The following is an 11,099-nucleotide window of genomic DNA, read 5'->3' as shown; positions in this document are numbered from 1 at the left end:
GATATGCGCCTGCTTGCTGCTCTCGCCCTTGCTATCACAGTCGCAGCCTGCGGCTTTGAGCCGGTCTATGGCCCGGGCGGCACGGGCACCAAGCTGCAAAACAGCGTGCTGGTGGACCCGCCACGGGACCGGCCAGGGTTTCTTCTGGTCCGCCAGCTTGAAGAGCGGCTGGGCCGGGCAAGCGATCCGACCTACAAACTGGCCATCGACCTGTCCGTCGGGGAGCAAGCACGCGCCATCGACCCCGACGGTGAGATTCGCCGCTACCACATGATCGGGTCGGCGGCTTTCACCCTGTCGGATGCCACAACCGGAGAAGTTATCGTTTCCGACCTTGTGGATAACTTCGTGGGTTATTCTGCGACGGGGACCACCGTTGCGACCCTTTCGGCGCAGCGGGATGCAACAGAGCGGCTGATGACCATCCTTGCAGACGAAATTGTGCTGCAATTGCAAACATCTGACCTATGAAGCTGAACACGGGCCAGGCGGCAGCGTATTTCGCCAAACCGGACCCGGATGCGGCGGGGCTGTTGATATACGGCGCGGACGGCATGCGGATCGCCCTGAAACGGCAACAGGTGGTGGGTGCATTGATCGGCCCACAGGGTGAAGAAGAAATGCGCCTGACCCGCATCGCCGCGAGCGATCTGCGCAAGGAACCCGCGCTGCTGCTGGACGCGGTCAAGGCCATCGGCTTTTTCCCCGGTCCCCGTGTCGCACTGGTGGAAGATGCCAACGAGAACACAGGCCCCATCATCACCGAAGCGCTGTCGGACTGGGCACCGGGCGACGCGCAGATCGTTGTGACTGCGGGCGCACTCAAGCCCACGTCGAAGATGCGCAAGGCGTTCGAGGCACATACCAAGGCATATGCCGCAGGCATCTACGACAACCCGCCTACACGCGATGAGATTGAACGCGACCTGACGGCCGCAGGCATCACCAACCCACCGCAAGAGGCGATGCACCTGCTCATGGACCTGGCCCGGCAACTCGAACCCGGTGATTTCCGCCAAACGCTGGAGAAAGTCGGGCTCTACAAGCTGAACGACCCCGCACCGCTAAGCGCGGATGACATTGCCGCCTGCGCGCCTGCGTCGGTCGAGGCGGACGTGGACGACGTCTTGCTCGTGGTCGGTGACGGCAATGCCGCGGCCATCGGCCCGGTGATGCAACGCCTGCAAGCCCAAGGCGTCAACGCTGTTGCCCTGTGCATCGGGGCGATGCGCCATTTCCGCAGCCTGCACCGGGCTGCAAGCGATACATCGGGCCGCCCGCAAATCTGGGGCCCCAACCGCGACAAGATGCTGGCGCAGGCCCGCAACTGGGGGGCACCGAAACTGGAAATGGCCCTGACCGAACTGACGGACACCGACCTGCAACTCCGCTCAGCCGGTCAAAACGCCCCGGCCCTCGCCCTGGTCGAGCGCTGCTTCATCCGGCTCGCCATGCTCGCGCGCAGATAGCCTTTTCTTCTGGCTGAAAATACCTCGGGGGTTTGGGGGCAGAGCCCCCATTCCAAGAATCAATCGTGTCGCGCAGCGGCCTTTGGATCACGCCTGATCCGAAGGCGGTGCGGCAAACATCGCTTCCACCTCGGCCTGAGTCATCACGTGCCGCCCCTCGCCGGCAAAGGCATAGGCGTCCGGCTTGCGGTCGATATAGATCTCGCCCGTGAATGCGATGTCTGACGGGTCATCAAAGCTGCCCATGCCCACATGCATTTGCCCATTCAGCGGCCCCGGCGCAGTGATGCGGTAGAACAGGGACGACCCGCAGGTCTTGCAAAACACCCGCTCGGCCCAGGGGGACGAGGTGTAGATGCCCATGTTCTCTTCGCCCTCGATCTCCATGCCGCCTTTTGGCACCTCGATCCCCATGAACACGCCGCCCGACCATTTGCGACACATGCCGCAGTGGCAGGCGCCTGTTTCGGTGACGGGATGAGTGACGGTGAACTTGACCGCGCCGCAGACGCAGGACCCTGTATGTGCCATTGAACTCTCCTTGGGCATGAATGCTGCGAATACTCTAGCCGGAGGCTGCGACAATTTCTGACAGTAGGGTTGTGGCCCTGCCCATGTCCTGCAATCGTGCGCGTCAAAGGGAGGGCACAGCCATGTACCGCGTCATCGGAACCGTCAAAAGCCGCGCCTTTCGGGTGCTGTGGGTGTTGGAAGAGCTGGGTCAACCGTATGAGCTGGTCGAGGCTGGCCCGCGTTCGGATGTGGCGCGCGAATTCAACCCGCTGGGCAAGATCCCGGCGCTGGTGGATGGCGATGCGGTGCTGACCGACAGCGTCGCCATCATGACGTATCTGGCCGACAAGCATGGTGGTCTGACCGCGCCCGCTGGCACGCCGGAGCGCGCCAAGCAGGATGCCATGACCCTGTGGTTGATCGACGAGATGGACGCGCTTTTGTGGACCGCCAGCAAGCACGCCTTTGTCCTGCCTGAAAAGCTGCGGGTGCCGGATGTTGTGCCGACGCTGCACAAAGAGTTTGCCCGGAATGCAGAGGCGTTGGCCGGGATGCTGGAGCAGTCCGGCGATTTCTTGATGGGGGATAAGATCACGCTGCCCGATCTCTTGGCCGTGCACTGCCTTGGCTGGGCCTTTGGCGCGGAATTTCCGCCGCTGCCCGAGCCGGTCAAGGCCTACAGCAGGCGCTTGCGCGCCCGCCCGGCCTTTCGCGCGGCCGCCGCCGCTTAACCGTTCAGGTAGCGCACCACGCCCTGCCCCGCCCATCGCCCGGTGGCGAGGCAGGCTGTCAGCAGATAGCCGCCCGTCGGTGCCTCCCAATCCAGCATTTCGCCCGCGCAAAATACGCCGGGTTTTGCACGCAGCATGAGTGCGTCGTCCAGCGCCGTGGCGGCTACACCGCCTGCAGTGGAGATTGCCTCGTCCATGGGGCGTAGGCCGTCGTGTGCGACCCGCAGCTTTTTGAGCCGTCGTGCGATGCGCAGGGCGTCGTCGGGCCAGGGGCGGCCCCATTCCTGTGCCAGTGCGATTTTCAGAGGGGTGAGTTTCAGCGTCTTGCGTAGATGGTTTGCAAAGCTCGCCTTGCCGCGCGGGCGGGCGAGCCGGTTTGCGACATCGTCGACGCTGAGGTCGGGCAGGAGGTCGATATAGAGTTCGTGCCCTTCGCGCACGCCGCGTGAGATGGAATAGATGCCGCCGCCTTCTAGCCCGCGTTTGGAGGCGACCGCTTCGCCGCGCGAGCGGTAGGGGCCTGCGCGCCAGGCGACGCCCTTGATCGGGTGGCCCATGTGTTTGTCCATGTGCGGGGACCACGGCACGGAGATCGCGGCGTTGGAGGCGGCGAAGGGGGCGGTGTCGAGCCCGATCCAGTCGCTCCACGCGCCGTCGGAGCCAAGCCTTGCCCAGCTTGCGCCGCCGCAGGCGAGGAGCGTTGCGTTTGCGTCCACAGTCACGGAAGCGCCGTCGGGGCCGGTGATGCGGGGGACGCTGCCTTCCCAGCCGGTCCAGCGGTGGCGGGTGCGGATGGTGACGCCCAATGCGTCCAGCCGCGCGAGCCATGCGCGCAGGAGGGGGGAGGCTTTCATGGCCCTTGGAAAAACGCGGCCGGTGGAGCCTGTGAACATCTCTTGGTCCAAGCCTTCGGCCCATGCCACGATTGCGTCGGCGTCCCAGGCGTGCAGGGCGGGGGCGAGCCAGGGGGCGGCCTCTGTGTAGTGGGGCAGCATCGCCTCCACGTCTTCGGCCTTGGTCAGGTTCAAGCCCGACTTGCCCGCCATCAGGAACTTGCGAGCGACGGTTGGTTTCGCCTCGTAGACCGTGACCGACAGACCGGCTTCGGCCATCAACTCTGCCGCCGCCAAACCTGCGGGGCCGCCACCGATGACGGCAACGCTGCTCACTCGGACAGGGTCCGCAACTCGCCCTTCATCTCGACCACGCGGTGCGGATAGGGGATTTCGATGTCGTGCTCTTTCAGCGCGTTCCAGATCGCGAAGAGGACGTGGCTTTTGTACTTGTTCTTGCCGTCGTCGATGCCGTTGACCCAGTATTCGACGGCGAAGTCGATGCCGCTGTCGCCGAAACCGACAAGCTCGCAATCCGGCCCTTCGGGCACGTCGAGGACAAAGTCCAGTTTGGACACCGCCGCGTTGATGATGTCCGGCACGGCGTTGATGTCCGTGTTGTAGCTGACCGAAAACGGCGCCTCGTAGCGGTTGGCGGAGCCGCTGTCGGAGTAGTTCACGACGCGGGTGGTGATGAAATCCTCATTCGGGACGACGATCCAGCGGCCATCGTAGGTCTCCAAGATAGCCGCACGGGCGGTCATTTTGACGATTGTGCCGGCCTCACCCCCGTCCAACTCGACATAGTCGCCAACCGTCGCTTGGCCCTCAACCAGAAGGATCACGCCGGAGATGAAATTCGACGCGATCTTTTGCAGGCCGAAGCCGAGGCCTACGCCGATGGCACCACCCAGCACCGCAAGGGCCGAGAGGTTGATGCCCATGATGTTCATCAGCACGAGGAAGGCGACGCCGAAGATCAGGAACTCGACCGATTTTGCCACCAGTTGGCGGAGCGATGGCCGCATCTCCTCCTGCTTCTGGATGAAGGTTGTGGACTGGCTGTTGGACCATTGGCCGAGCCAGAAGATCACGCCACCCACGGCCACGAACTGCAGAAGCCACAACAGGTTGAAGGACAGGTTGCCCAGCGGCACGACCGTTTCTTCGAGCCGGGTCGCAACCGCTTCCAGCAGGCCCAGCGCGTAAAGGGCAGCAATCGGCACCAGCACGTAGCGGCCCAGCAGCTTGAGGAACGGATCGGAGATGATGTCGCGCACCAGCGCGCGCACGGCGAGGAACAGAAAGACCCGTTTGCCAAAGGCGATGACAGCGCCGCTGTCAAAGATCGAGCGGACAACACTTTCGCCGATGCCGGTCAGGACATAGGCCATCAGCGGTAGGAGCAGCGGCAGGAATTGCGCCACAAAGCGGCGTGATTTGGCCACGACGGTGTCGCTGTCGCCGGGATCAAGCAGGCGCGCCAGCATTGGGCGCAGTCGCCGCGTGATGACGACCGCAGCCAGATAGGCGACGATCAGCAGCGCGAATTGCGACCACGCCGCCGGGCTGAGCAGCCATGTCAGCGCCAGATCCCACCCTTGCAGCGCATAGCCTGCGATGGTCTGCACAATCTCGGGCTGGTTTTCGAGATCAAACTCCAAAGGCGTACCTCTTGCCTCGTCCTCACACCGCGCCAATTGTCACGGACGTCCCCGCCAGTGCAAGGAAACATGGCCCTGTCCGACCCGATCTGTCCCCTATGTGGCCGTCCCATCCCACCAGATGTGCCGCAAAGCCTGCATCATCTGATCCCGAAGCTGAAAGGGGGCAAGGGCGGGCCGGTCGTGCTGCTGCACCACATCTGCCACAAGGAAATCCATGCGGCGCTGACCGAGGCGGAACTGGCCCGTGACTACAATACACCGGAGGCGCTGCGGGCGCATCCTCGGCTGGCGAAGTTTTACAAATGGGTGGCAAAGCGACCGCCCGGCTTTGCATCGAAAGTGCCGGGCGCGCGGCGCAAACGTTAGCGTTTGCGGGATGACGGTTCTTTGACCTGCTTTTCCTCGATCCGTGCGCTGACTTTGGTCAGCACGTCTGTGACCAGCAGTTGCACACGGTCGGACGTCGTCAGCGCCCGCTCGGTCTGGGCGGGGCGGAGATCGCGTTTAGCGCGCTCTATCCGGTTGTCACGGGCCATTGGGCCAACCCTACATTATGTAATATAAAGTTGACAACTGTTGTGTTGAAATGCTTTACACTCGCCCTAGCAGAGCGCCTTGATCGCGTGTGCCGTTTCAGGTGTGGCTGCTGCGATGTCGGTGCAGAGCGCGCGCGCCCGTTCGGTCACATCCTCACCTTCAACCAGTTCATCGACAAGGCCGAAGGACAGCGCCTGATCCGCGGTGATCTTTTGCCCGGCGAGAAAGATCATCTTGGTCCGTGCGGGGCCGATCAGCGCCGCCATGCGCACCGGGTCGCTGGGCTGCGGCAGGTAGCCGAGTTTCATGACCGGGTAGAAGAACTTGGCCGATGGGACGGCGATGCGCAGATCGCAGGCCAGCACCATGCCGGTGGCCCCACCCGCGACGGTGCCGTTCAGCGCAGCGATGGTCAGGCCCGGCAGGTCGGCGATGGCCCCGGACAGTTCCTCCCATAGTGGCGAGGTGGCAAGGCCCGCGCGCGCGGCGTCAAGGTCGGCACCGGCGCTGAACACCTTGCCCGTGCCGGTCAGGATTAGGGCCGCTGCGTCTTGGGCATCGCGCACAGTGTCGCGCAGGTCGGTGAGCATCTGTTCGGTCAGCGCGCCCGCCTTGTCGGGGCGGTTGATCGTCAGGGTCCAGATCGGGCCGGTGCGGTCGATGTCGATCATGTCAGACCCACCCGCGTGCGGATGTCGGGGTCGCGCAGGGAAATCTCCTGCCCGATCCAGTCGTCGGCGTCGGGGGAGCACATCCACAAGAGTGCCTTGGCCGGCCAGTCCGCCGGGATGTGGTCGGACCAGTCGAGCTGGCTGACAGGGTTGATCCCGCTTGCCTTAATCTCGCGCTGCATCTGGGTGGCGACGGTACCGGGCGACAGGCCCATGGCGCGGATGCCCGCGGGGCCGTTTTCCTTGTCGACGCAGCGGGTGAGCATGGCGGCGCCCGCCTTGGACGCGCAGTAGTGCGACCAGGCTTCGACCGGGCCGTGGGCGGCACCCGAACTGATGGTCAGGATGGTGCCTGCGCCCGCCTTGAGCATCACGGGCAGGGCGGCGCGCATGCCGTAAAAGACGCCCTTGAGGTTGATGTCGACGACGTGGCCCCAGTCGTCGGGATCTGCGGTGGCGAGGTGCGAGATGGGTTCGATGGCGCCTGCATTGCCGATCAGCACGTCGAGACTGCCAAACTTGGCGACCGTTTGTGTCACCGCGTCGTTCACGGCGGCAAAATCGCTGACGTCGCAGGGCAGTGCGATGGCTTGCGCGCCGATCTCGTCCGCGAGGGCGGTGATCGCGTCAGCGCCCCGCGCGACAAGCGCAACATTGGCCCCGGCCTGCGCAAAGACGCGGGCCGTGTCGGCCCCGATGCCCCGGCTGGCCCCGGTGATCAGCACTGTTTTACCGTTCATATCGTGCATTGCACCCTCCGCAGTCACGTGTTGCCCTTGTGGTACGGCGATGCGCGGCATAGGTCCAGCCTGTGGCCTTGACGCATTGCGCGCCGTCCCGGACGATATGGCCAACAGATCATTCTAAGGATTCTATCATGTCTCGTATTTCACATCTCATTTCCGGCACTGCATTGGCGCTGTGCCTGCCTGCGTCAGCGGCCCTGGCCGACCTGACCGCTGAAGACGTCTGGTCCGACTGGCAGTCCTATATGGAAAGCTCGGGCTACACCGTGACCGCGTCCGAGGCCGCAGGGTCCGGGTCGATCGCAGTGTCGAACATGACGTTCAGCATGGAGATGGAAGAAGACGCCGGGGGCGGCGCGTTCCAGGTGGTGCTGGAGGCGGTCAATTTCGTTGAACAGGACGACGGGACTGTCGCCATCGAACTGCCCGAGAGCACCGCGCTGAACATGACATTCGCGCCCGAGACGGGCGAGGAGGTAACCGCTGTCATCGACCTGACCCAAACCGCGCCCAACATGGTGGCTGCGGGCGATCCCGGCGACCTGACCTATACCTATGCCGCCGAGGCGGCGGCCATGGCCCTGCAAAGCGTGACCGTCGACGGCGTGTCGGTTGGCCCGGAGATTGCAAAGGTTGATATCCGCATGGCCGATCTGGCCCAGACGGTGCAGACATCCGTTGGCGATCTGCGCACGATGACGCAGGACATGACGGTGGCCAAGGTCGACTATGACATGGCGTTCAACGATCCCGAAAGCGACGACACCTTCACCCTGAAGGGCACGATGAACGATCTTAAGCTGAACGGCTCGGGCGATCTGCCGCTGGAGACGGACGTGCAGAACATGAGCGCCATGCTGAACGACGGCTTCAAGGCGGTCGGGTCCTTCACCACTGCGGGCGGCAACTACGATATGTCCTTCAGCAGCGAAACGGATGGCAGCGGCACGGCCAACGCCACATCCACAGGCGCTGCATTCGAGGTCGGCTTTGGCCCCGAGGGTCTGCTCTATGACATCTCGCAGAGCGGGGTCGAGATGAACATGCTGTTCACCGAAATGCCCCTGCCCATCTCTTTCTCCGCGGCTGAGATAGGAACGCGGTTGCTGATGCCCCTGCAGAAGTCCAACGAAGAACAGGATTTCGGACTGGCCGTTACGCTTGGCGATTTCGTGATGTCCGACATGCTGTGGAGCCTGTTTGATCCGACCTCGCAATTGCCGCGCGATCCGGCCACGCTGCTGGTCGATCTTAGCGGCAAAGCGAAGGTGCTGTTTGACTTCCTGGACCCCGCGCAGGCAGCGGTGCTGGAAGAGGCTGACACCGTGCCCGGTGAGCTAAACGCGCTGACCATCAACAAGATTGAGCTTGACGCCGCAGGCGCAAAGCTGACGGGTGCGGGCGATTTCGTCTTTGACAACAGCGACCTGCAAACCTTTGACGGGATGCCCCGGCCTGAGGGCGCGATGGACCTGACGCTTGTGGGCGGCAATGGCCTCTTGGACAAGCTGGTCGGCATGGGCCTGCTGCCCCAGGATCAGGCCATGGGCGCGCGCATGATGATGGGCCTTTTCGCCGTCCCGGGTGAGGGCGAAGATACCCTGAATTCAAAGATCGAAGTGAACGCGGAAGGCCAGGTACTGGCCAACGGTCAACGCATCCGCTGACCGAACTCAAAGCGGGGCGGCGCGTGTCGCCGCCCTTGCACACCACCCCCTGCCCCGCTACCTGATGGCGCATCCAAGCGGAGCAGACCCATGACCCCATCCGACCTGTCACACCTGACCGAACGGCTGCTTGCCGCTGCAAAGTCCGCAGGCGCAGACGCCGCCGACACCATCGCGGTGCAGGGCACATCGGTCTCGGTCGATGTGCGTGCTGGCGCGCTGGAGCAGGCGGAACGGTCCGAGTCCATCGACATCGGCCTGCGCGTATTCGTCGGTCAGAAACAGGCGAATGTCTCTGCCTCCGACATCAGCGACCGCACCATCGAAGAGATGGCGATGCGTGCCGTCGCCATGGCGGGCGAAGCGCCCGAGGATCCCAATGCGGGCCTTGCCGATCCGGATCAGCTGACAAATGGCTGGGATATCGACGCCCTGGAACTGAACGATCCGACAGCCGAACCTGCCGCCGATGCCTTGCAGGCCGACGCGCTGGCCGCCGAAGCGGCGGCGATGGCGGTCAAGGGCGTCAGCCAGGTCCAGCAAGCCTCTGCCGCGTACGGGGCGCGAGACGTCTGGCTGGCGGCAAGCAACGGTTTTTCCGGCGGCTACCGCCGCACCGACCGCGCGCTAAGCTGCGTCGCCATTGCAGGCACCGGCACGGGGATGGAGCGGGACTACAGCGGCGACAGCCGCATTTTCCAATCCGACCTGCGCAGCGCCGAAGAGATCGGGACCGAGGCGGGCCATCGCACCGTCGAACGGCTGGACGCGCGCAAGCCGCCCACAGGCGCTTTCCCGGTGCTGTTTGACGAACGTATTTCGTCCACCCTGATCGGGCACCTTTTGGCAGCCGCCAACGGATCGAGCGTGGCGCGCGGATCGTCGTGGCTGCGCGAGAAGCTGGGGCAACAGGTGCTGCCCGATGGCCTGAACCTGGTCGAAGACCCGCACCGCCCGCGCACCTCCGGTTCGCGCCCCTTCGATGCCGAGGGACTGGCCACCAAGCGCCGTGTGATTGTCCAGGATGGCGTGTTGACCGGCTGGACGTTGGATCTGGCCACGGGCCGGAAACTTGGCATGTCCTCTACCGGCAATGCGGCGCGTGGCACATCCGCCCCGCCCAGCCCATCGAACTGGAACGTGACGCTGGATGCGGGGACTGCCACGCGCGATGACCTGATCCGCGACATGGGCACTGGTCTGCTTGTCACCTCGATGATCGGGTCGACCATCAACCCCAACACCGGCGACTATTCCCGTGGCGCCGCAGGCATGTGGGTCGAGAATGGCGAGATCGCCTATCCTGTCAATGAATGCACCATCGCGGGCAATCTGATCGACATGCTGCGCGCCATCGTGCCAGCCAATGATGCGCGCACGCATCTGAGCCGTGTGGTGCCATCGCTGCTGGTTTCCGGAATGACCCTTGCCGGCAACTGATCTGCCCTTGCTGATCGACGCGGCCCGGATTGCGGGTCGGGTGGCGACCAGCTTTGCTGGCCCTACAGCCGTGCGCTGGGACAAGCCCGGCGATGCAGGACCGGTGACCGAGGCTGATCTGGCCGTGAACGAGGTGCTGGAACGGACCCTGCGTCTGGCCCGGCCCGACTATGGCTGGCTGTCCGAAGAGACCGAGGATGATGCCGCCCGGCTGAGCGCCGACACCGTGTTCATCATCGACCCGATCGACGGCACCCGCAGCTTTGTCGAAGGCGGGCGGACCTGGGCCATTTCCATCGGTGTGGCGCATCAGGGCATCGTGACGGCGGCGGCGATCTACCTGCCCTTGCGCGACAAGCTTTATGCCGCGGGCACGGGGCTGGGCGCGACGCTGAACGGCGCGCCGCTGCTGGCAACCCGGGGCGCGATGACGCCGGGCAGCAAGGTGCTGGCGGCGCGCCCGACATTTGACAGCAAGCATTGGCGCGACACCGCCCCATCGGTCGAACGGCACTACCGCCCCTCGCTGGCGTACCGCCTGTCGCTGGTGGGTGAGGGCAAGTTCGACGGGATGCTGACCCTGCGCCCCACATGGGAGTGGGACATTGCCGCCGGATCCCTGATCGTGGCCGAGGCGGGTGGCACCATTACGGACCGCACGGGCGCGCCCCTGCGCTTTAACAATGCGCATCCGGCCCTGAACGGTGTGGTGGCGGGTGGGCCCGGTCTGCACCGTGCGCTTGTGGGGGAATTGGGGCCGGATCACAGCGCCTGATCGCCTTGACCCCAGGGGGCATATGCGCAAACTGCGCGCAGGCATGCCCA

At 64.4% G+C, this 11,099-nt stretch carries 13 protein-coding genes; 7 read left to right on the top strand and 6 right to left on the bottom strand.

The window, feature by feature from the left end; all coding sequences use genetic code 11:
* The first annotated feature begins 3 nt into the window (after window positions 1-3).
* Both lptE and holA read left to right on the top strand, forming a co-directional pair.
* Window positions 4-471 (top strand): LPS assembly lipoprotein LptE, encoded by a 468-nt coding sequence (gene lptE / locus RA29_RS09860; protein ID WP_039685342.1) that lies wholly within the window; start codon window positions 4-6, stop codon window positions 469-471.
* The gene (gene holA, locus RA29_RS09855; protein WP_039685340.1) at window positions 468-1,469 is read left to right on the top strand and encodes a DNA polymerase III subunit delta; all 1,002 of its coding nucleotides are present in this window, start codon (window positions 468-470) and stop codon (window positions 1,467-1,469) included. The genes lptE and holA overlap by 4 nt, the downstream gene beginning before the upstream one ends.
* An 87-nt stretch (window positions 1,470-1,556) precedes the next feature.
* Here the strand turns inward: holA and RA29_RS09850 are convergent, their stop codons facing one another.
* A complete protein-coding gene (locus tag RA29_RS09850; RefSeq protein WP_039685338.1) occupies window positions 1,557-2,000 on the bottom strand; it encodes a GFA family protein in 444 nt (147 codons plus the stop codon).
* A gap of 122 nt (window positions 2,001-2,122) precedes the next feature.
* On the opposite strand from RA29_RS09850, the gene RA29_RS09845 reads away from it, so the two are divergent.
* Window positions 2,123-2,713, top strand: coding sequence for a glutathione S-transferase (locus RA29_RS09845; RefSeq protein WP_039685337.1), 591 nt, complete (start codon window positions 2,123-2,125; stop codon window positions 2,711-2,713).
* Here RA29_RS09845 and RA29_RS09840 read toward each other — a convergent pair.
* Window positions 2,710-3,882 (bottom strand): TIGR03862 family flavoprotein, encoded by a 1,173-nt coding sequence (locus tag RA29_RS09840; protein WP_039685335.1) that lies wholly within the window; start codon window positions 3,880-3,882, stop codon window positions 2,710-2,712. The two genes, RA29_RS09845 and RA29_RS09840, sit on opposite strands and share 4 nt — an antisense overlap.
* On the bottom strand, window positions 3,879-5,210 hold the full coding sequence (locus tag RA29_RS09835; protein ID WP_039685334.1) for a mechanosensitive ion channel domain-containing protein: 1,332 nt from the start codon (window positions 5,208-5,210) through the stop codon (window positions 3,879-3,881). The genes RA29_RS09840 and RA29_RS09835 overlap by 4 nt, the downstream gene beginning before the upstream one ends.
* A 69-nt stretch (window positions 5,211-5,279) precedes the next feature.
* Here RA29_RS09835 and RA29_RS09830 point away from each other — a divergent pair, with 69 nt between their 5' ends.
* Window positions 5,280-5,579, top strand: a complete 300-nt coding sequence (locus RA29_RS09830) for an HNH endonuclease (RefSeq protein WP_193743505.1) — start codon at window positions 5,280-5,282, stop codon at window positions 5,577-5,579.
* Here the strand turns inward: RA29_RS09830 and RA29_RS23200 are convergent.
* From RA29_RS23200 to RA29_RS09820, 3 genes are all read right to left on the bottom strand, one after another.
* Window positions 5,576-5,749: a hypothetical protein gene (locus tag RA29_RS23200; RefSeq protein WP_193743504.1), complete on the bottom strand. Its 174-nt coding sequence runs from the start codon at window positions 5,747-5,749 to the stop codon at window positions 5,576-5,578. The genes RA29_RS09830 and RA29_RS23200 overlap by 4 nt on opposite strands.
* A 66-nt stretch (window positions 5,750-5,815) precedes the next feature.
* Entirely contained in the window at window positions 5,816-6,421 is a 606-nt protein-coding gene (locus RA29_RS09825) for an enoyl-CoA hydratase/isomerase family protein (RefSeq protein WP_039685333.1), read from the bottom strand.
* Window positions 6,418-7,170, bottom strand: a complete 753-nt coding sequence (locus RA29_RS09820) for an SDR family oxidoreductase (protein WP_039685959.1) — start codon at window positions 7,168-7,170, stop codon at window positions 6,418-6,420. Before RA29_RS09820 ends, RA29_RS09825 begins: the two co-directional genes overlap by 4 nt.
* A 128-nt stretch (window positions 7,171-7,298) precedes the next feature.
* On the opposite strand from RA29_RS09820, the gene RA29_RS09815 reads away from it, so the two are divergent.
* The 3 genes from RA29_RS09815 to RA29_RS09805 all read left to right on the top strand — a co-directional run bounded on the left by RA29_RS09815 (window position 7,299) and on the right by RA29_RS09805 (window position 11,049).
* A complete protein-coding gene (locus RA29_RS09815) occupies window positions 7,299-8,834 on the top strand; it encodes a DUF2125 domain-containing protein (RefSeq protein WP_152612980.1) in 1,536 nt (511 codons plus the stop codon).
* A 90-nt stretch (window positions 8,835-8,924) separates the two neighbouring features.
* A complete protein-coding gene (locus RA29_RS09810; protein ID WP_039685332.1) occupies window positions 8,925-10,274 on the top strand; it encodes a TldD/PmbA family protein in 1,350 nt (449 codons plus the stop codon).
* Window positions 10,261-11,049: a 3'(2'),5'-bisphosphate nucleotidase CysQ gene (locus RA29_RS09805; protein WP_039685330.1), complete on the top strand. Its 789-nt coding sequence runs from the start codon at window positions 10,261-10,263 to the stop codon at window positions 11,047-11,049. Before RA29_RS09810 ends, RA29_RS09805 begins: the two co-directional genes overlap by 14 nt.
* Window positions 11,050-11,099 lie beyond the last annotated feature (50 nt).

Source organism: Tateyamaria sp. ANG-S1, from assembly GCF_000814025.1.
Taxonomy (GTDB): Bacteria; Pseudomonadota; Alphaproteobacteria; order Rhodobacterales; family Rhodobacteraceae; genus Tateyamaria.
This window is presented reverse-complemented; position numbering and strand designations above follow the sequence as displayed.

Excerpts from the sequence above, each read along its gene's own strand:
- lptE (WP_039685342.1), top strand. The coding sequence starts at position 4 with ATGCGCCTGCTTGCTGCTCTCGCCCTTGCTATCACAGTCGCAGCCTGC.
- RA29_RS09810 (WP_039685332.1), top strand. The coding sequence starts at position 8,925 with ATGACCCCATCCGACCTGTCACACCTGACCGAACGGCTGCTTGCCGCT.
- RA29_RS09850 (WP_039685338.1), bottom strand. The coding sequence starts at position 2,000 with ATGGCACATACAGGGTCCTGCGTCTGCGGCGCGGTCAAGTTCACCGTC.
- holA (WP_039685340.1), top strand. The coding sequence starts at position 468 with ATGAAGCTGAACACGGGCCAGGCGGCAGCGTATTTCGCCAAACCGGAC.
- RA29_RS23200 (WP_193743504.1), bottom strand. The coding sequence starts at position 5,749 with ATGGCCCGTGACAACCGGATAGAGCGCGCTAAACGCGATCTCCGCCCC.
- RA29_RS09845 (WP_039685337.1), top strand. The coding sequence starts at position 2,123 with ATGTACCGCGTCATCGGAACCGTCAAAAGCCGCGCCTTTCGGGTGCTG.
- RA29_RS09815 (WP_152612980.1), top strand. The coding sequence starts at position 7,299 with ATGTCTCGTATTTCACATCTCATTTCCGGCACTGCATTGGCGCTGTGC.
- RA29_RS09830 (WP_193743505.1), top strand. The coding sequence starts at position 5,280 with ATGGCCCTGTCCGACCCGATCTGTCCCCTATGTGGCCGTCCCATCCCA.
- RA29_RS09820 (WP_039685959.1), bottom strand. The coding sequence starts at position 7,170 with ATGCACGATATGAACGGTAAAACAGTGCTGATCACCGGGGCCAGCCGG.
- RA29_RS09825 (WP_039685333.1), bottom strand. The coding sequence starts at position 6,421 with ATGATCGACATCGACCGCACCGGCCCGATCTGGACCCTGACGATCAAC.